The 21,029-nt window shown below is 43.1% G+C and carries 18 protein-coding genes; 14 read left to right on the top strand and 4 right to left on the bottom strand.

Annotated elements, in window-relative coordinates; genetic code table 11:
- Positions 1-199 precede the first annotated feature (199 nt).
- From W03_RS07905 to W03_RS07880, 6 genes are all read left to right on the top strand, one after another.
- Positions 200-1,465, top strand: a complete 1,266-nt coding sequence (locus W03_RS07905; RefSeq protein WP_244072454.1) for a glutamate-5-semialdehyde dehydrogenase — start codon at positions 200-202, stop codon at positions 1,463-1,465.
- Between the two features lie 107 nt (positions 1,466-1,572).
- A complete protein-coding gene (gene lpdA / locus W03_RS07900; protein WP_244072453.1) occupies positions 1,573-3,360 on the top strand; it encodes a dihydrolipoyl dehydrogenase in 1,788 nt (595 codons plus the stop codon).
- A 58-nt stretch (positions 3,361-3,418) separates the two neighbouring features.
- Positions 3,419-3,826, top strand: a complete 408-nt coding sequence (locus W03_RS07895; RefSeq protein WP_244072452.1) for a hypothetical protein — start codon at positions 3,419-3,421, stop codon at positions 3,824-3,826.
- Between the two features lie 110 nt (positions 3,827-3,936).
- Positions 3,937-4,731 (top strand): RimK/LysX family protein, encoded by a 795-nt coding sequence (locus tag W03_RS07890; protein ID WP_244072451.1) that lies wholly within the window; start codon positions 3,937-3,939, stop codon positions 4,729-4,731.
- Entirely contained in the window at positions 4,728-6,278 is a 1,551-nt protein-coding gene (locus tag W03_RS07885; RefSeq protein WP_244072450.1) for an inactive transglutaminase family protein, read from the top strand. Before W03_RS07890 ends, W03_RS07885 begins: the two co-directional genes overlap by 4 nt.
- The gene (locus W03_RS07880; protein WP_244072449.1) at positions 6,259-7,257 is read left to right on the top strand and encodes an alpha-L-glutamate ligase-like protein; all 999 of its coding nucleotides are present in this window, start codon (positions 6,259-6,261) and stop codon (positions 7,255-7,257) included. The genes W03_RS07885 and W03_RS07880 overlap by 20 nt, the downstream gene beginning before the upstream one ends.
- 202 nt (positions 7,258-7,459) lie before the next feature.
- Here W03_RS07880 and W03_RS13390 read toward each other — a convergent pair whose 3' ends face one another.
- Positions 7,460-9,181, bottom strand: a complete 1,722-nt coding sequence (locus tag W03_RS13390; RefSeq protein ID WP_279600025.1) for a methyl-accepting chemotaxis protein — start codon at positions 9,179-9,181, stop codon at positions 7,460-7,462.
- Between the two features lie 70 nt (positions 9,182-9,251).
- Positions 9,252-9,758, bottom strand: coding sequence for a chemotaxis protein CheW (locus tag W03_RS07865; protein WP_244072448.1), 507 nt, complete (start codon positions 9,756-9,758; stop codon positions 9,252-9,254).
- Positions 9,759-10,024: 266 nt separating this feature from the next.
- Between W03_RS07865 and W03_RS07860 the strand changes: the two genes are divergently transcribed.
- Positions 10,025-10,408, top strand: coding sequence for a VOC family protein (locus tag W03_RS07860; RefSeq protein ID WP_244072447.1), 384 nt, complete (start codon positions 10,025-10,027; stop codon positions 10,406-10,408).
- A gap of 18 nt (positions 10,409-10,426) precedes the next feature.
- Here the strand turns inward: W03_RS07860 and W03_RS07855 are convergent, their stop codons facing one another.
- On the bottom strand, positions 10,427-11,215 hold the full coding sequence (locus W03_RS07855) for a M48 family metallopeptidase (protein WP_244072446.1): 789 nt from the start codon (positions 11,213-11,215) through the stop codon (positions 10,427-10,429).
- Positions 11,216-11,399: 184 nt separating this feature from the next.
- On the opposite strand from W03_RS07855, the gene W03_RS07850 reads away from it, so the two are divergent.
- The 6 genes from W03_RS07850 to W03_RS07825 all read left to right on the top strand — a co-directional run bounded on the left by W03_RS07850 (position 11,400) and on the right by W03_RS07825 (position 18,155).
- A complete protein-coding gene (locus tag W03_RS07850) occupies positions 11,400-11,606 on the top strand; it encodes a dodecin (RefSeq protein ID WP_244072445.1) in 207 nt (68 codons plus the stop codon).
- An 87-nt stretch (positions 11,607-11,693) separates the two neighbouring features.
- The gene (gene leuS / locus W03_RS07845) at positions 11,694-14,402 is read left to right on the top strand and encodes a leucine--tRNA ligase (protein ID WP_244072444.1); all 2,709 of its coding nucleotides are present in this window, start codon (positions 11,694-11,696) and stop codon (positions 14,400-14,402) included.
- Positions 14,403-14,443: 41 nt separating this feature from the next.
- Positions 14,444-14,986, top strand: coding sequence for an LPS assembly lipoprotein LptE (gene lptE, locus W03_RS07840; protein WP_244072443.1), 543 nt, complete (start codon positions 14,444-14,446; stop codon positions 14,984-14,986).
- Between the two features lie 52 nt (positions 14,987-15,038).
- Positions 15,039-16,070: a DNA polymerase III subunit delta gene (holA, locus tag W03_RS07835; RefSeq protein ID WP_244072442.1), complete on the top strand. Its 1,032-nt coding sequence runs from the start codon at positions 15,039-15,041 to the stop codon at positions 16,068-16,070.
- 437 nt (positions 16,071-16,507) lie between these two features.
- The gene (locus W03_RS07830; RefSeq protein WP_244072441.1) at positions 16,508-17,302 is read left to right on the top strand and encodes a hypothetical protein; all 795 of its coding nucleotides are present in this window, start codon (positions 16,508-16,510) and stop codon (positions 17,300-17,302) included.
- Positions 17,303-17,423: 121 nt separating this feature from the next.
- Entirely contained in the window at positions 17,424-18,155 is a 732-nt protein-coding gene (locus W03_RS07825) for a LamG domain-containing protein (protein WP_244072440.1), read from the top strand.
- Between the two features lie 103 nt (positions 18,156-18,258).
- On the opposite strand, the gene W03_RS07820 is transcribed toward W03_RS07825, so the two are convergent.
- Positions 18,259-19,809 carry a helicase HerA-like domain-containing protein gene (locus tag W03_RS07820; protein WP_244072439.1) on the bottom strand — a complete coding sequence of 517 codons (1,551 nt, stop codon included), beginning with the start codon at positions 19,807-19,809 and terminating at the stop codon, positions 18,259-18,261.
- A 207-nt stretch (positions 19,810-20,016) separates the two neighbouring features.
- Here W03_RS07820 and glk point away from each other — a divergent pair, with 207 nt between their 5' ends.
- Complete coding sequence (gene glk / locus W03_RS07815) at positions 20,017-21,015, top strand: glucokinase (RefSeq protein ID WP_244072438.1); 999 nt, start codon at positions 20,017-20,019, stop codon at positions 21,013-21,015.
- Positions 21,016-21,029: the final 14 nt, after the last annotated feature.

Raw genomic sequence — 21,029 nt, 5'->3', positions numbered from 1 at the left:
ATTCGTTCATGTGTAAAAAAATCAAATCAAAGTGATGGGTGAAGTGAAGGAAGGTTTGACCAGTTATCCCTTTTCTAAAACCCGGTTGCTTACGGTCGAGTCCTTTATAATAAAAAACTCCCTAACCAAGCGGAGCTACATCTTGTACTATAGCCATACTGATCGACCAGCAATTTTAACAGTTACTCATTCTTAATACATGGACATACTCAATATTAAGCAATATATGCAAACCGTAGGAAAAATGGCGCGCGCAGCATCGCGATTAGTCGCCAAAGCGGATACGGCAACAAAAAATAATGCATTGATAGCAATGGCTAATGCTATTCGCCGGGATGAAGCTTTGTTATTAGCAGCTAATAACAAAGATGTGGATAGCGCACGTGCTCAAGGATTGGAAGCAGCAATGATTGACCGCCTAACACTTTCTACAAAAGGCATTGCGACAATGGCGGAAGGTTTAATACAAATTGCCGCTCTACCTGACCCGGTGGGCGAAGTCAGCGAACTCCGTTATCGACCTTCTGGAATCCAAGTGGGTAAGATGCGTGTGCCGCTGGGAGTCGTTGGCATTATCTACGAAGCACGTCCCAATGTAACTGCCGATGCAGCGGCATTATGCTTAAAAGCAGGTAATGCAGCTATTTTACGTGGGGGCTCAGAAGCTATTCATAGTAATCAAGCGATCGTGGCATGCGTCAAAGAAGGTCTACGAAAAGCAGGTTTGCCAGAAACCGCGGTGCAGGTAATCGAAACGACCGATCGCACTGCAGTAGGGGAATTGATCACGATGCAGGATGATGTCGATGTGATTATACCCCGTGGCGGTAAAGGGTTGATAGAGCGAATAGCAAAAGAAGCACGTATTCCGGTCATTAAGCATCTAGATGGTGTGTGCCACGTGTATATTGATGAACAGGCTGATATCGATAAAGCTATTCGGATTGCTGACAATGCGAAGACACAGCGCTACGGTACGTGTAATACCTTGGAGACACTGTTGATTCATCGAGCGATTGCGGACAAGGTATTGCCAGCATTGAGCAAAATTTATATAGAGAAAGGCGTAGAATTGCGAGGGGATGATACAGCTTGTGGCAAGGTACCACAAATGAAAGCTGCAACTGAACAGGATTGGTATGAAGAATATTTGGCACCGATTTTAAGCATTCGCATCGTTGATAGCCTGGATCAGGCAATTGATCACATCGCGCAATATGGATCGCAACACACGGATGCTATCGTTACTGAAAATTACTCGCATGCGCAGCGCTTTCTCCGAGAAGTCGATTCCAGCTCAGTGATGGTCAACGCTTCAACGCGTTTCGCTGATGGTTTCGAGTATGGTCTGGGTGCCGAAATTGGCATTTCCACTGATAAAATTCACGCTCGTGGCCCTGTGGGTTTGGAGGGGCTTACCAGTCAAAAATTTATCGTACTGGGTAATGGTGAGGTAAGACAGTAATCGATAAAACCGCAACGACCCGGTTACTGTAAATCCTAATCTGTTTACGAAGTACGCAACCCACTGAAATTTAGTTAGAGTTACACATAGTAAATACGGTGCAAAATATGACACGCATGATTGAAATAAAAATACCCGATATTGGTGATTTCAAGGATGTTCCCATTATTGAAATATTAGTCGCTCCAGGCGATATCGTTGAGAAAGAAACAGCGCTGGTTACGCTAGAAACTGAGAAAGCTTCGATGGAAATTCCTTCTCCACAAGCGGGCCAAATCAATGAAATTCAAGTTAAAGTGGGTGATAAGGTATCGGAAGGCTCGGTTTTGTTAACGCTAGCAGTTGCAGAAGCAGATGCTCCCGAGAAACTACCAGAGTCAACGATCCCGGATGCTGATGATCATGCAAAACCAGCGGTCGACCGTACGGTATCTTCCGATACCACACAACAATCTGCTAATACACCGAAGCCTACCATTGCATCCGGGGACATACATGCTGATGTTGTTGTGATTGGTGCTGGTCCTGGTGGTTACACGGCTGCTTTTCGTGCTGCAGATCTCGGGAAAAATGTAGTATTGATCGAGCGTTACCCAACGTTAGGCGGTGTGTGCTTGAATGTAGGTTGTATTCCATCCAAAGCGCTATTGCATGCGGCTAAAGTGATTACCGATACTGAAGATGCAAAAGCCCATGGCATTACTTTTGGTAAAGCAAAGCTTGATATCGATCAGCTACGTAATTGGAAAGAATCGGTTATTGGCAAGCTTACCAAAGGATTAAGCGCATTGGCCAAGCAGCGTAAGGTAGAAGTCGTTTATGGCACTGCAAAATTTACCGATCCTTACTTAATAGAAGTAGAAACGCAGTCAGGTAAAAAAACAATTTCATTCGAGAACTGCATCATTGCGGCCGGCTCCAGTGTTACGCGTATTCCAGGATTTCCATATGAAGATCCACGCATGATGGACTCAACGGCTGCGCTAGCCCTACAGGATATTCCGCAACGCATGCTGATTATCGGTGGCGGTATCATTGGTCTGGAAATGGCCACGGTCTATGCTGCTCTCGGTAGTAAAATTACAGTGGTGGAATGGATGGATCAGTTAATTCCCGGTGCTGATGCCGAATTAGTAAAACCTTTGCAGCGGCGGATCAAAAAACGTTACGAAGCGGTTTATTTAAAAACCAAAGTCACGCAGATTGCTGCGACCGAGCAGGGACTGGAAGTGACTTTTGAAGGTGAAAATGCTCCTGATGCTCAGGTATACGATCGAATTTTGTTGGCGGTTGGGCGCCGCCCGAATGGACATGCAATCGGTGCGGAAGAAATCGGTATTCACGTGAACAAGCAAGGGTTTATTCCAGTGGATTCGCAAATGCGCACCAATCTAAATCATATTTTTGCAATTGGAGATATCGTTGGAGAGCCGATGCTGGCACACAAAGCAACTTATGAGGGCAAGCTTGTCGCTGAAGTGATTGCTGGACACAAAGTCGCTTTTGATGCGCGTACGATTCCTTCCGTTGCTTATACCGATCCGGAAATTGCTTGGATGGGATTGACAGAAAAAGAAGCGATTAAACAAGATATTGATTATGAAAAGGTCAGATTTCCTTGGGCTGCTAGTGGGCGTGCTATTTCCATGTCGCGAGAAGAAGGTTTGACACAATTGATTCTTGAAAAGAATTCGCGCCGGATCCTTGGTGCCGGTATCGTCGGTATCAATGCCGGAGAATTAATTGCTGAAACAGTTTTGGCTTTGGAAATGGGCGCGGATATGCAAGATTTGAGCTTAACGATCCATCCTCACCCAACGCTCTCTGAAACTACTTTGTTTGCCGCTGAAATAGCCGAGGGAACCATTACTGATCTTTTTTTACCAAAGAAATAAATACTGATTTCATTCTTATATTTCTAGCACCCCAAAATCACATAATTTTTATATCATCATGTCGATATTTTTTAAAAAAACATACCACATTGCATTAATATCGTTGATTCTGTTTGGATTTACGAGTCAGGCATGGGCAACGCATATTTCTCAACCGGTCATCGAAAGTTTACAAAGCCAATATACTGCTGGTGATACTGTTGTTGTGCAAGGCTGGGTAATGTATCGAGAAAAACCTACGGCAGATGTGTTGTTAAATTTTAAATTGCTGCATCCTGACGGCCATATCATCGTGGATAAATCCTATCCAAGTGATTCACAAGGCCAGTTTAAATTCAAATTCGATACGCAACATGAAGCACCTGGAGCTTATCAGCTTACGGTTACATCACACTGCTTGGGTATTCATCGTTATGCTTGTACCTATAAAAATGCTACTACGCTGATTAAGTTAACGAAGCCGTAGTATCCAGGTAATTTTCATGCTAGTTTTATCGAATAAAAATTCAATCCATGATCATAGATCGAGTGCCACTCTTAGCAAATTCGTTAATATTTTGGTTGATTCTCGCTGTAATGAATTTAATTTTTATGTGTGCGACGACTGTCTATCGTGCTTGGTCTAACGCGATCCGCTTGTTGATTTTATGTTGCACATTGCCAATATTATCCGCTTGTAATGATAGCGCTCGAGAGGATAGATTGGTGGAACGTGAGGCTTATGTTAATACCAGAGAATCTGAGCTGGTGACCTTATTTGCTGAACTGGTGGCGCAAAAGAAGTCGCTAGAAGATCAGCATGCAGTGAAGTACTCCGATGAATCCGGGGAAAATCCGGATTCGCAGCAGCCTGATTGTTTGCCGACAACCAATGGTAACCCATCCACAAAAACAGATGCAGGATTGCAGCAGATTAAAAATAAAGTCGTATTTGGCAGTTTGGAGTATGTTTACTTGGATCCTCCGGGACTCGAATTCAGTGCACGTATTGACACGGGCGCCCGTACATCTTCTTTAAATGCCATAACACTCACGGAGTTTGAGCGCGATGGTAAGCCATATGTGAAGTTTACTTTGAGAAATCCGCAGACCGATGAGATTATAGAAATTACCCGGCGCTTGCGCCGATATGTAAAAATCAAAGAACGTGGCAACAGGGAAGCACAACAACGCCCGGTAGTAAGAATGCGGGTTACATTAGGCAGCATCAATGAATTAATTGATTTTACTTTGGAGAATCGTAGTAAATTCAAACACCAAGTATTGATTGGACGCAATCTTTTACGCGATCTTGCGGTTGTCGATGTAAGTGAACGGTATATGACGAAAGTCGATAGCGCTATGCCTCCAGTTGGTGCCACTAAGCCATGAACGCCAAGCTGCGGCTCTATATTTTGGTTATTCTGCTGATGAGCCTGGGTATCGGTTTGATTTTATACAAGCACTATGTATTGGGATTTCCTTTATTGCCCGATCATAAAAAGTCCGTTTGGACGGTTGAAGCTAAAATCGACTTTACCGCACGCGGCAATCCGGTGATTGTTTCTTTTGCGCTTCCACCACAAACACCCGGAATCATTTTTACTCAAGAAGAATTTGCTTCACCGGATTATGGGTTTAGTGAATTGCCCTCTACAGCGGGGAGGCGTGCGCAATGGAGTAAGAGAACGGCTTCCGGTCCGCAAACAGCGTACTATCGCTTGAGTATGTATGAAGCTGATCATATTGTCGCATCTCAACAGGCAAGCGATTTGCCGACAGAGCCCGAGAAACCTGAGTTTGACGAACTGCATAGAACGGCCGCTACTACCTTATTGGAGCAAGTGCGTAACAAATCAGCCAATACCGAAATATTGGTTCGTGAATTAATCGTTACACTCAATTCCAATACTCCCAATCAGAATCGGAGTTTATTGTTAAAGGAACAAGCTACTGAAGACTACAAGACACAGCTTATTATTGATTTACTGGCGTTGGAAGGTATCAGTGCCCGCATTGTACGCGGCCTTTATTTGCAAAATAATCGCCGTAGGCAATCGCTAAGTAATTTTGTGGAGATTTATATAGGTAATGAATGGTTGCTGTTTAATCAAGCTACTGGGAAAACTGGAAAACCGAAAAACTTTTTAGTATGGCAACGCGGCGACGAATCGCTTCTCGATGTTGTTGGTGGAAAGGATTCGCAAATTTCTTTTTCGATCATCAAGAATGTGCATTCAACCCGCAATCTGGCGGTAAAGGATAACTTAAGCAAACAAGCTACATTCATGGATTTTTCCATTTATAGTTTACCGATTGAACAACAAAACGCATTCAAGATGATTTTGCTGCTGCCCATTGGCGCACTAATTGTGGTAATCATGCGACTACTGATCGGCATCAGAACATCGGGTACTTTTATGCCGATTCTGATTGCATTGGCTTTGATACAAACGACACTTGTCAGCGGCATTATTATTTTTTTATTGGTGGTTAGTACCGGATTACTTATTCGCTCCTATTTATCGCGCTTAAATTTACTCTTTGTCGCGCGTATATCCGCGGTGATTATTGTAGTCATCATGATTATGGCTGGCATCAGTATCGTCAGTAACAAATTTGGCATCGATCAAGCCATGACGGTGACTTTCTTTCCGATGATTATTCTTTCCTGGACCATTGAAAGAATGTCCGTGTTATGGGAAGAAGATGGGCCGCGTGAAGTATTGATTCAGGGTGGTGGTAGCTTATTAACTGCCATTATTGCTTATCTTTTTATGACGAATCGAACAATTGAGTATCTCACGTTTAATTTTCCTGAACTGATGTTAGTCAACTTGGCTTTCATTCTCGCACTTGGGCAATATACCGGCTACCGTTTGTCGGAATTGTATCGTTTCCATTCTTTGGAAAGACGTAATGCTACTCACCAGCGTTAAGAAACTACGCAGTATGGGTATCATCGGAATGAATCAGAGAAATTTTGGTTTGATCTCTCGCTATAACCCACGTTCCCTCTATCCTTTGGTGGATGATAAGCTGAAAACTAAGCTTCTCGCACAAAAAGCCCAGATTGCTGTTCCAACTCTATTAGGCACCGTTGAATTTCAGCATGACGTGAAGTTATTGAGAGAAATCCTTCAGCCGCATGAACAGTTTGTCATTAAACCGGCTAAAGGTAGTGGAGGGAAGGGAATTCTGGTGATTGTTAAGCATGATGAGCATCAGCAATACTTCAAACCGAGCGGTGAAGTGCTCCAATTGGTCGATATTGAACGTCATGTTTCAAACATCATCAGTGGATTGCACAGTCTAGGAGGAAAGACCGACACTGTCATGATCGAATCGTTAATTCAATTGGATCCAGTTTTTGCTGATTATAGCTATGAGGGTATCCCTGACATTAGGATTATTGTATTCAGAGGCTATCCGATCATGGCAATGCTGCGGTTGACTACGCATGCCTCTGATGGCAAAGCCAATCTGCATCAAGGCGCTGTGGGTGTTGGGATTGATGTTGGAACAGGCCGCGCATTGCATGCGGTGCAGTTTGGTAAAACAGTGTTTCACCATCCTGACACACAGAAAACTTTCTCAGAACTAGTCATACCGCATTGGGATAAATTATTACAACTTGCTGCAGCTTGTTATGAGATGACTGGGTTGGGTTATCTAGGTGCTGATCTCGTGCTTGATCGAGATAAAGGTCCTATGATTATTGAACTTAATGCGCGCCCAGGGCTATCGATTCAAGTCGCCAATTTTGCCGGACTTGCACCCCGTGTCGCATTAGTAGAATCGCTTGAATCGATAGACGAAACACCGGATCAACGAGTGTTTTTCAGTAAAACACATTTTGCTTCTTGGGGAAGTACGTTTGCCTCGCGCCAAGAACGTACCCGAGAAAGTGATGAATAATTCGCGTTATAATAGCCGGACCGTGTAAAGGGATTGTAAGGCGCCCATATTGACATAACCGGCGGATCTACAAACAAGCGAAATCTGTGAATAATTCCGCAAAACAATCCGTGTAAAAATTAGCTCAAATCTGATCCGATAATTCTCTAAAAAATGAGTTACTGACCAACTCAGATTTGAGTCGGTGCATTTAGTGTCAGAATTAAAATTCTTCCCAGTCTTCTCCACCGCTTGCGGTAGTTTTACGAGACGCCGATATTGGTTTGTTGAAATTCGTTGCAGCTTTCATTCCGGTAGATTCTCGGTTCTGAATTTTGGTAACCGTAGCCAGGGCGTTGGAGTGGTTGTTCTTTTTTACAGATGCTGAAGGTGCACGACCATTAGAAATTCTGAATACGCTGACTGCTTGCATTAATGCTCTGGTTTGATCTTGCATTGATTCTGCTGCAGCAGCTGCTTCCTCAACCAATGCTGCGTTTTGCTGTGTCGTTTCGTCTATTTGAGTGACAGCTTGACTGATATGCTCAATGCCGGTACTTTGTTCTTGAGATGCCGCAGTGATTTCACACATGATATCCGTTACGCGCTTTACGGAAGTGACGATTTTTTCCATCGTATATCCAGCTTCATCCACCAAGCGCGTACCTTCATCAACCTTAGCAACCGAATCATTGATTAATTCCTTAATTTCTTTGGCCGCAGCGGCAGATCGTTGCGCCAATGTACGAACTTCCGTTGCAACCACCGCAAAACCACGACCTTGTTCGCCGGCGCGCGCTGCTTCAACCGCTGCGTTCAGCGCTAAGATATTGGTCTGGAATGCAATACCATCAATAACGCTAATAATGTCAACAATTTTTTTGGAACTTTCATTGATGGAACTCATGGTTTGTACAACCTGACCGACCACCTCCCCACCTTTTGTAGCAACTTCCGATGCGCTGGCTGCTAATTGGTTAGCTTGATTTGCATTATCAGCATTTTGTTTTACCGTCGAATTCAATTCTTCCATCGATGAGGCGGTTTCTTCCAAATTTGAGGCTTGTTTCTCGGTGCGTTGACTCAAGTCGGAGTTGCCAGATGCAATTTCGCTCGATGCAGTGGAAATTTGATCGGTGCTTATGCGCACCTGACCGACTAAATTGACCAAGTTATCGTTCATCACTTTTAAAGTTTGCAGTAATAGCCCAGTCTCTGCTTTAGTGTCAGATATCACGACGTTGGAGGTTAAATCTCCTTGCGCAACCTTATGTGCGATGGCGATTGCATCATCTAAAGGATCGATAATCGATTTTGATAACCGTATACCAAAAATAATCGACAGTATAACGCTTATGATTATGGTAGATGTGGATACCATGAATAAGGTATTGAAGTTATTTTGTGATGCGGATAGTTCTTCCGCTGCTACTGTTTCTTGCAAATTCAGTAATGCAAAAACGGTATCTCGCAATGCATCAAACTTAGGTATGGTATCGCTTAGAAAATTTTTCTTGGCATCTGCGAAATTTCCTAAAGTGGCTAATTTTAGGCTTCGGTTAAAGGATTCCATGTATTGCACATGTTGATTTTCTTTCGTTTTAACGAGTATGACTTCTTCGGGGGTTAATTGAGTTTTTAAATATTCTTCCCATATGCCTTCATTTAGCTTAACTAGGTTGTTTGCTGCGTCTAAATTTCTCTTGGCGCTTTCAGTCTCGGTTATATCAATACTGGCTTCCGTCAGTTTGCGGATTTGATACCAGGAATCAAGGATTTTTCCCAACTGTTGCGAAGTTATTAGACGGTCTTCATAAATTCTTTTCAAGGCATTATTGGTTTCATTTAAGCCGTACAATCCTAATATTCCAATGCCAATCATCAGTGTTACAAATATTCCTAGAACAAAATTCAAACGAAACTTTATTGTTGATTTTGCAAACATAACATTCTCCCCAGTGTTATCTGATTGCTCATTATTTAATCTCTATCAAATACACAAAATTAACGGTCAGTCAGCATTCTTCTAATAACCCGATGCTGGCACTATTCATTAATTTTTCTATGTCGATCAGGATTAGCATGCGCTCATCAACGGTTCCTAAGCCGGAGATGAATTCTGTATCAATGACTGAACCTAATTCTGGAGTAGGGCGTATTTGCTCGCTGGTCAAATTGAGTACATCGGAGACGCTATCCACCACGATGCCAACTATTCGGATACCTACATTGAGGATGATTACGACGGTAAATTGATCGTATGTTGGATTACCTAAATGGAACTTGATACGCATATCAACAATCGGTACGATTTCACCACGCAAATTGACAACACCTTTGATAAACTCTGGAGCATTGGCTATTTGGGTAATGGCATCATAGCCACGAATTTCCTGTACTTTAAGTATGTCGATACCATATTCTTCAGCACCTAAACGGAGGGTTAAAAATTCTCCAGACACTGGATTTTCTGTGACTTCACCGAATGATTGGGTCGTTGCACATACAGATTGTTGCGACATAAATAATGCTCCTTTTTGCCTATTATTTAAAACATAGCCATATTGATAAAATCAATGCATTGAGTCATGGTAGGCATTACCAGTTAACTATTGAGTATAGAAAGACTTGCTGATATCAATAGTAGTCAATATTGTAAAATGGTTTTAATTTTAGAAAGATTGAATAAGGCAGTGAAAAACAAACTATTTTGACTATAAGCAGGCAGAACAAGCGCAAGATACTTGCGAGATGATTTACTAAATTATTGAAGACAGGAAAAATATCTATGACAATACAAGGTATGAATCACTTTACCGTATTGAGTAGTGATTTAAATCGCAGCAAAAGTTTTTACGTAGAAATACTCGGCCTGAAAGAAGGTAGCCGGCCGGATTTTTCCTTCCCGGGAGCCTGGCTATATGCAGGTGGTCAGGCCATTTTGCACATCATAGCGGGTAAGCCTATGCCGGAAAGACCTGCTGGTGTGATTGATCATATGGCTTTTAGTGCAAGTCATTTGCAACAAACGGTTGATGTATTGAAACAACACGGCATTCCATATGATCTGCATCGTCTAAAAGGTTTTGGAACATGGCAATTGTTTTTCCATGACCCAGACGGTGCAAAAATTGAACTGGATTTTCCGGCTAATGAGCCTGAATTAAAATGATTGCGTTAAAGCGTGTTATTACTTTTGGCAATTCGGGTTTTTACCGATAGCATGTGCTTGGCGCATGAGTTCCATGCTTTTAGGCATATGTTCACGTAGTTCTTCGATGCGTGTTTCATGCGATGGATGCGTTGACAAAAACTCTACAGGGCGAGATCCTTGGCTGGCTTGCGACATTTTTTGCCAGAGCGTAATGCTCTCTGTCGGATTGAAACCCGCTTTTGCCATCAGATCTAATCCGATGATATCGGCTTCGCTTTCGTGTAAACGACTGAATGGCATAATTACACCATATTCCGCACCTACGCCTAGCAATCCTAGGGTAGCTTGTCCCGCTGCTGTTTGCGGCATCAATATGGAGGCCACACTCATGCCGATTTTGGTACCCATTTGTTGCGACATGCGTTCATTGCTATGCCGTGCAAGTACGTGAGCGATCTCATGCCCAATTACCGCTGCTAGTTGATGTTGGTTATCTACCAAATCGACCAGACCGGTATAGACACCAATCTTACTACCGGGTAATGCAAATGCATTCAATGACTTGTCTTCGAATACGATTACCTCCCATTTTCCACCTACTTCATGTGTGATCGCATCCGCAATGCAGCGTACAAATTCATTTTCTTTCACGTTGTTACTGATCGGTTTTTCTTTCTTTAGATCATTAAATGCTTGCAAGCCCATCGCGTCCAATTCGGCATCGGGCATAAATGCAAGCTGACTCCTTCCGGTGGGAGTGGTCGAGCAACCCACAAGCGTTGCCACCATCAGTAGAATAAACGACATGTTACGTTTAATAGTCATAATCAGAGCTTTCCATAGGAGTAAAAAGGTGCCACATTATTATATTACTTGGAGTGATATTTTATACGTTGATAGTGCGATGACCGTGGAAGTTAATATGGCATTTTAGAGTTCTCAAATCAATACCTATGTAAACTATGATATAAACATTGTTCCTTCCAATAAAACGAAGAGGTATTTGATTATGAGCGAACATGTATACAAAGTCATTGAAGTGGTAGGCTCTTCTACTGTGAGCAGTGATGATGCCATTCGGCAAGCGGTCATCAAATCTGGTAAGAGTTTACGCAATTTGGACTGGTTTGAGGTAGTGGAAACGCGTGGCCACATTGTAGATGCCAAAGTGGCGCACTTTCAAGTGAAAATCAAAGTAGGCTTTCGTCTCGATTAAGCGGAGCAAGTAGTGGGATGCAACTTGTTGATACAGTTGGCGCTATAATAATGCACTTTCCACTAACCATCAAAACCGATTAATTTCATGCAAGAAAAATATCACCCCAAAGAAATTGAAAAAAATGCGCAATCTCGTTGGGAGCAGGCTAACGCATTTAAAGCCGTTGAAAAACCAGGGAAGCCAAAGTTTTACTGTTTATCGATGTTTCCTTATCCCTCTGGCAAGTTGCATATGGGGCATGTGCGTAACTATACCATTGGTGATGTGTTGTCGCGTTATCGCCGTATGCAGGGATATAACGTACTGCAGCCAATGGGTTGGGATGCGTTCGGTTTACCGGCTGAGAATGCTGCGATGCAACATAATGTTTCTCCCGCAAAATGGACTTACGACAACATTGCGTATATGCGCAAACAGCTTAAAAGCTTGGGGTTGAGTATCGATTGGGATCGTGAAATCGCTACTTGCGATGCCAGTTATTATCACTGGAATCAGTGGTTATTTTTACGTATGCTAGAGAAAGGTTTGGCTTACCAAACTACCGGTACAGTTAATTGGGATCCGATTGACCAAACCGTGTTGGCGAATGAACAGGTAATCGACGGATGTGGTTGGCGAACGGGGGCGCCAGTAGAAAAGCGTGAAATTCCAATGTACTACTTGCGGATTACTCAGTATGCCGATGAATTACTCACAGCCTTGGATGCTTTGCCGGGTTGGCCGGAACGTGTCAAAACCATGCAGGCGAACTGGATCGGTAAAAGTTATGGTGTGGATATTACTTTTTCAGCGGATCCGTTATCTGGTACACCGCAGGATGTTAAAGTATTTACCACGCGTGCTGATACTTTAATGGGAGCGACTTACGTTGCTGTTGCGGCGGAACACCCGATCGCACTGTATGCTGCTCAAAACAATCCGGACTTGGCAAGCTTCATCCACGAATGCAAATTAGGATCCGCCAAAGAGGCGGATTTGGCAACGCAAGAAAAAAAGGGCATGGACACCGGTTTATTCGTGGTTCATCCGCTCAGTGGCAACAAACTGCCGGTGTGGGTAGCCAATTATGTACTGATGGGATATGGCGAAGGTGCCGTCATGGCGGTTCCTGCACATGATGAGCGTGATTTTGAGTTTGCAAAAAAATATCAACTCCCAATCAAACAAGTGATTACAAAAGGCCGGGAAGACGGTTTTGGTGATGGAAGTGGTTATGGTGCTGGAACAGGCTCTGGAGCAGGTTCTGGGGATGGAAGCGGAGACGGTAGTGGTGGGATTGATACACCTTTTTCCACTTCTCAATGGCAAGAATGGTATGAAAACAAAGCAATAGGCGTCTGCATTAATTCGGGTAAATACGATGGCCTTGGTCATAGCGCTGCGGTGGATGCGATTGCTGCCGATCTTGAAGCTAAAGGCCTCGGTAATAAACGCGTACAATATCGATTGCGCGATTGGGGCATTTCTCGCCAACGTTACTGGGGTTGTCCGATTCCATTGATTCATTGCGCCGATTGTGGTGTGGTGCCGGTGCCGGATGATCAATTGCCGGTCGTATTGCCGCAAGATCTGGTGCCCGATGGCTCGGGCAATCCATTGGCCAAAACACTGTCTTTTTATGAATGCTCCTGCCCGAAATGCGGCAAAGTCGCACGCAGAGAAACCGATACGATGGATACGTTTGTTGATTCCTCTTGGTATTACGCGCGTTATACGTGCTCGGATCAAAAACAGAAAATGACCGATGAGCGTGCTAACTACTGGTTGCCGGTGGATCAATATATTGGTGGTATTGAACATGCCATTCTGCATTTGTTGTACTCGCGCTTCTGGAGCAAGGTCATGCGGGATTTGGGTTTGTTGAAATTGGATGAGCCTTTTACCAATCTATTGACGCAAGGCATGGTGCTGAATGAAATTTTTTTCCGTAAAGCGGATACTGGGCGCATCACGTATTACAATCCTGCCGATGTCAATATTCAAGTAGATGAGCAAGGAAAACGCACGGGTGCAGTATTGTCAACCGATCATTTGCCGGTGATATCGGCCGGTATTGGCACCATGTCAAAATCGAAAAACAATGGCGTCGATCCACAAAAATTAGTGGATGAGTATGGCGCGGATACTGCTCGACTATTTATGATGTTTGCCAGTCCTCCGACACAAACTTTGGAATGGGTGGATGCTGGGGTAGATGGTGCGTACCGTTTTTTAAGGCGGTTGTGGAGGCAAGTGTATTTGCACCTAGAGCTAGGTGCGGTGAGGGTAGATTTTGCAATACTGCAAGCGTTACCAACTGAACTCAAAATGTTGCGCTGTCAGTTGCATCAAACCGTTGCAAAAGTAACTGATGATTTGGAGCGGCGCCATACTTTTAATACGGCGATCGCGGCGGTGATGGAAATGATCAATAACCTATCCACCAAATGCCAGGGTGATGATGAGAACAGCCGCAATTTGATGCAAGAAGCGTTGGAGTATATTGTTTTATTGCTGGCTCCTATCGTGCCGCATATTTGCCATGAATTGTGGCGAGAACTAAGACCCGGCAGCGAACTTATTGACCAATCCTGGCCAAGCGCGGATGAAGCTGCCATGGCACAAGACCAGATAATTTTGATCGTGCAAGTCAATGGGAAGCTGCGTGGGCAAATCAACGTGGCCAGTGACGCAACAAAAGAATCCATCGAGCAGACCGCGTTAATGAATGAGAATGTGCAGAAATTTATCCATGGACAAAGCATCAAAAAAATTGTCATTGTTCCTAATCGGTTGGTAAACATCGTCATTTAATAGTTTTTTAATTGCCTCTAACTGGCTTGCTAAGGTGTTTTATGGATAGAAAATATAATTTCCAGCAACATACAGGTTTTATTTCGGTATTTCTGATTGCTGTATTCATTTTGACCGCATGCGGCTTTAAATTGCGCGGAGAGACAGTATCTTTGCCGTTCAAATCGCTGTATGTGTTAGCGCCGGATGGACCTGGGCAAATTTTTGGCGTTCACTTGGAGCGGGCGATACGTACGACACCAACTACTAAAGTGGTGATGGAGCCCGATAACGCCGATGCAATGATCGAAATCATCGGCGCTGTCAGTGAAAAGAGCATTTTGTCACTTTCGGGAGGTGGACGTGTGCGGGATTTTAATGTGGTGTATCGCGTTAGTTACCGCGTAGTCAATCAACAAAGGATTCAAATCATTCCACCAACGGAAATCTTATTGGCACGCATTTTACCGTTTTTGGATGAGCAGATTGTCGCTAAAGGCTTCGAAGAAAATTTATTAATAAAAGACATGCAGGCAGATGCAATTCAACAGATTCTTTGGCGTTTGTCTACGTATAAACCGAATCCCGAAGAACCAACTTCTTAAAGCGAAAAGGATAGCTTGCTACTTTCTTTTTGATAGGCATTTATTTGTAACTATGCGGATATCATCGGAGCAACTTGCCGATCATTTGCGAAAGTCGATGGCTTCGTTGTATGTATTGTTTGGCGATGAAATTTTGTTGATGGTGGAAGCAATGGATTTAATCCTATTCCACGCGCAACAGTTGGGTTATACAGAACGAGAAATCTATACGGTCGAACAGCATTTTAATTGGTTGAGTCTACGCAATGCCAGTAATAGCTTATCGTTATTTGGTTCGCGTAAAATCATCGATATCCGCATTCCATCAGGGAAACCAGGCAAAGAGGGGGGGGGTATGATTGAAGCATATTGTGCCAGTATTCCACCTGATACGCTAACGCTAGTGACGCTGCCGAAAATCGATAAAGCTACACAAAATGCAGCATGGTTCAAAGCACTCGAAAATAGAGGCGTTGTCATTCCGTTCAATGCAATTGAGCGCGAGCAGTTGCCTGATTGGATTGCAAAGCGACTTGAGAAGCAACAGCAAAAAACTGATACCGCGACGCTTAGATTTATGGTAGATCAGGTTGAAGGTAATCTATTGGCAGCACATCAAGAAATACAAAAACTGGCACTTGTTTATCCAGCCGGGCACTTGTCTTTGGATGAAGTTCGTGCAGTTATTTTTAATATGGCGCGCTACGATGTTTATCAATTGGCTGACGCATTGATTGCTTTGGATCAAGAGCGCTTTGCCCGCATTCTGAGTGCTTTGAAAAACGAGGGTATGGCGCCGCTTTTGATATTAACTGTGCTAACCGAACAAATCCGTCAATTAATCAATCTTCGAAAAGGTATCAATAGCGGACGCCCTATCGCATCATTACTGCAGACGGAGAGAATATGGAAAAATCGCCAAAAAACTGTCATGAATGCAGTTAAGCAACTCAAATTCGAATCTCTGCGACAAGCAATCCTTCATGCCGCCAGAATGGATCGTATGATGAAAGGTATTGTGGATGGTGATATTTGGAATGAATTGCAGCAGTTTGTTACGATTCTTGCTGTGAATGCCGACGCACCGATGCTTCTCGAGCACTAATCGTAACAAACCTACTGTAATGATCGTTTTCTGGGCACTTCACTCTTTCCCTCCACTATATTAGTTTTTAGAAAAGTCATCTGGAGATGGTTGGTTCATTTATCTTGGAGGTGATGATCTTTGATAGAAATCAATAATTGCAGATAACTAAATGACAGCAAAAATACTTCAAGATTGGATTTTTCTCTTTCGCTATCTGGTTTGAGTTTTACACTGAAATTCTGGGACTTATATCCTATATTCCAACTAGGAGTAAATTGATTTGACCATTTAAACAAGATGATTTAGATTGCGCTAGCTTCTCACAATTAAAAACGCTAGAACTGAAAGTAGTCATCTCCAAAGCGTTTCACTGGCCTCGTGTAATAAAAAGTAGCAGCAATGGGTTTCATAGTAATAATTTTACGAAATTTAAACTATTAAAAATAGAAGGATATATGAAAAAATCGATTGTATCGTCAGTGTTAACGCTGGTTTCAATGAGTTTGTTGTTCCTTGCAGGAGCAGTCAATGCGGGAAAAATTAGCCATGAGAAAGGAGGAGATAAGGCCGCTGCAATTCTTGCTGCCGGCGATGTTGTATGTAAGACTTTCACGGGCGCACCAAAAATTACCATTTCTAAAGAAGGAAATATTTTACTTTTCCAAGGCTCGAATCAACAAGATCATATTTTCGATGAAGGATATGCTTTATGTAGCTCGGGTGTTTCGCGCTATAGCACCAACTATCTTGAATCTGGATTTGGTCCTGCAACCTGCACTTGTGTAGGAAATACCTGCAAAGTCACGCGTAATACTACTGATGGCAAAATGAGTTTGGTTCAAGAGCTTTCTAAACCAACGAATTTGGATCGTTCGTTTAACATCAAAATGACTGTTAAAAATCTAACCGGTGCCAATGTTAACGATGTTATATTGAGACGGCTTACCAATATTGATATCAATTCTATCTATGATGAATGGCATCATTCAGTAAGAGATTCTTCTTCGGCTTTTGGAACCAAGAGTACAAGCATTCCTTATGCGGTTCGCCTCAGACACATCACGAGATCTCCAACATCAACGACTTATGATGCAAAAACGACAGCTCTCCTAGATAATTCTTGTAATCCAAGTGATTTAACTAGTGGTGACCCGCTATATGGAGATTATAACAGTACGATCCAGTATGGCTTAGGAACTCTTGGGCCAAATGCTTCTAAATCCGTATCCGTTCAATATCTGCGTGATTAGTAAAACGATAGAGCTATGTTAGAGCAATTGTGTAATAAATAAGAAAATTTATTGCACAATTAACAGTAGCATAGCGAAACAATTCAATTTTCTCGCTAATATTGGTGCTCAAATTCAAATCATGAATAATAGAAAATTCGTTTCTTTGCAATCAGGTTTGTTTTTTCTTTTTTTATTTTTTCCAATTTCTGTTTTTGCGGAGAGTTTAGTTCTAGAGTATAAGTTTGCATCGGATAATGGATCGATTGTATCCGATACCAGCGGAAATGATCTCAATGGGGATATTGAAGGTGGCGGCGCTTGGCATTTTGCTACAGGTATTTCTGGTGGAAGAGCTCTAAAACTGAATGGAATTGATAATTTCGTTCTGGTTTCTGATAATCCTATTTTCGATTTTAACCATTACACCATAATGGCTTGGATAAAATTCAAGCCCAGCACATGGGATAGACAAGAACTGATGGAGAAAGCGGGTTCTTTCTGGGTTAACATCAGAGAGGATACTCGCAAGGTAAGGGTCGGTGGTTTTTTTGGGGGGTGTCGTAATGGTGCTTCCTACTTTATACTCGATAGTAGTAGAACCGTGCCTATGGATACATGGACGCATGTGGCAGCGACTTACGATGGCACCATCTTGAGGATATATATCAATGGTGTGTTGGCGGGTAAATCTCCTGTACTGGTTCCTGGTCCTGTTTGTGTCAATACTGAACCCTTAGCGATAGGTGCTAAGCATAGGACGATTCCTCCTCCTGAAGATGCGGCTTTTTTTAAAGGCGGTATGGATACTGTGCGTATATTTGACGACGCTCTACCAGGATGGAGAATCAAGAAAGAAATGCTGAAAAATTAGCAACAATTTCAATCAAGAGCAGGAGGTATGATTATATTTCCTCCTGCTCTGTTTGTTCTTGCATGGATGAAGAAGAACGCAATTGATTGCTCTGAGCGTCCGATTAACGTCTTCTTTTGGTATTCGTGCTACCCAATAATGATCCAAGTAATCCTCGAGTAATTTCGCGTGCGACGGATGTTCCTACCGAGCGTGCAGCACTCTTCGCAAACGCGCTGATCATACCATCGCGATGTCCACCTCGTTTTCCTGTTGAACCGAATACCAAACTTCCAAGTCCTCCTAAAATACCTTCAGCTACTTGTTGTCCAACACTGCCGTTTGATTCTTGATTGCTAGGGAAATTTTTTTCCGACGATTTTTCTGGGTGATTTGTACTGCCAATCCGAGCTTGCAACATCTCAAAGGCGCTTTCGCGATCCACAGCCTGCTCGTAAGCACCTGCAACTAAGGAAGATTCGATCAATTGCTTGCGCTCATCGGGCGTGATTGGACCGATTTGACTAGTCGGAGGAAAAATAAAAGCACGTTGGGTTATACTGGGCGAGCCATTGGTATCCAAAAAAGAAATCAATGCTTCGCCTACTGATAGCTCTGTGATGGCTTGTTTGATATCGAACCCAGGGTTCGGGCGCATGGTTTCTGCGATTGTGGCGACTGCTTTTTGATCGCGTGGTGTAAATGCGCGCAATGCATGCTGAATGCGATTACCCAATTGACCAAGAATTTTCTCTGGAATATCCAATGGGTTTTGTGTCACGAAATAAATACCAATGCTTTTGGAGCGGATCAGGCGTACTACTTGCTCGATTTTTTCCAGCAATGCAGGTGTTGCCGTGCTGAATAGTAAATGTGCTTCATCGAAAAAGAAAATGAGCTTGGGTTGTTCGCGATCACCGGTTTCGGGCAGATTCTCATATAGCTCCGATAGCATCCATAGTAGGAAGGTGCTATATAACTTGGGCGAGTTAAGTAATTTATCGGCGGTTAAAATATTGATGACACCTTTCCCGTCTATTGTTTGCATCAAATCTTCAATGTTCAGCATGGGTTCGCCAAAAAACTTGTCACCGCCTTGCTGTTCAATCTGCAATAAGCCGCGTTGAATTGCGCCGATCGAAGCAGATGAAACATTGCCGTATTGTGTTTTGAATTCTGCTGCGTTGTCACCGATGAATTGTAATAATGCGCGTAAGTCTTTCAAGTCCAGTAGTAACAACCCATTGTCATCGGCTATTTTAAAAGCTAGCGCCAGTACACCTTCTTGCGTTTCATTAAGGCTCAAAAGTTGCGACAGTAATAGCGGTCCCATATCGGAAATGGTCGCGCGAACCGGGTGTCCGTTTTCTTGCAAAACATCCCATAAAGTGACTGGATAGCCTTGCCAGATTGGCGTATCGATTTGCAGCATATCTAACCGTTTTTTCATTTTTTCTGAGGGTGTTCCAGGTCGAGAAATTCCACTCAAATCACCTTTGACGTCGGCCATAAATACAGGCACGCCAATACTTGAGAAACTTTCCGCTAGCTTTTGCAGTGTGACTGTTTTGCCAGTACCCGTTGCACCGGTAATGCAGCCGTGCCGGTTCGACATGGCTGGTAGCAGGGCCAGTTCATTGTCATTTGTTTTGGCGATGATTAAGGGATCGAGCATATATAGGTTACCTATAAAAAATTAATAGCCAAGTCATTAAAAATAAACTTATTTATTGATGGAATGTACTGAATGAATACCAGTATGTCAAATGGCGATCACAATCATACGAGCTTTGTACTCAAGGTATAATTCTTAATGTGTATGGATCAATGTTATCCGTTGGCATATGGTTACTTCTAAAATTTTAAAGTGATGGCTGCTGAATTGAAAACTCATATTTTTTATGGCGATATTGGTGGCACCAAAACACTATTGCAGTTGGCTAAAATAGATGATGCAGGGGTTGATGTGGTATTGACCCGTAAATATTCGAGTCAGGAATACATTTCATTTGTTGATATGGTCAAAGATTTTTTGCAGCATGCAGAAATCAATCCAACAATTTCAGCCGCGTGTTTTGCTGTGGCGGGTCCCGTTATCGATCACCAGAAAGCGAAGTTGACTAATCTGAACTGGGTTATCGATAGCTCAGAAATCGCTGCGCAATGCTCGCTTCCACAAGTGATGATACTAAATGATTTTGAGGCGGCGGCTCTTGGGATTGATGCGTTATCGAGTCATGATTTAGAGGTTTTGCAAATAGGGCTAGCGCATCCGCTAGGAATGCGTGTGATTTTAGGAGCAGGCACCGGTATGGGCGTATCATGGTCGGCTTGGGTTGACGGTCGCCGCCATCCTTTTTCATCTGAAGCCGGACATATCGATTTTGCTGCGACCGATGATTTACAAATAGATTTATGGAAAGCGTTGCAGAAAAAATTCGGTCATGTATCCGTGGAACGTTTGTTGTCTGGCCCAGGGTTAACGGATATTTTTAAGTTTCTACAAGACCATCAAAAAGCAGATGATCCGATCGTACGCGATTTACCAGAGGACAGTGGTGCCGTGATTACGAGACTTGCTTTGAAACAACGTCATCGTGTTGCGATACAGGCATTGGAATTATTTGTTACCATTTATGGTGCCTACGCAGGTAATCTCGCGCTTGTGGGGTTGTGTCGTGGCGGTGTTTATATTGCGGGCGGTATTGCCCCGAAAATTCTTGAAATCATGAAGGGCGGGGGGTTTCTACGGGCTTTTTGTGATAAGGGTCGATTTTCCCAATTAATGCGTGAAATTCCGGTGCATGTGGTAATCAATCCTGAAATTGGTTTGCTAGGTGCTCGACTAGCGGCATGTGATTTGCTGAATTCAAATAAATAAACATTAAAAGTATT

This window comes from Nitrosomonas sp. PY1, from assembly GCF_022836435.1.
In the GTDB taxonomy this organism is placed as follows: domain Bacteria; phylum Pseudomonadota; class Gammaproteobacteria; order Burkholderiales; family Nitrosomonadaceae; genus Nitrosomonas.
The sequence above is the reverse complement of the archived record's forward strand: the minus strand, read 5'-3'. Positions and strand labels throughout refer to the sequence as shown.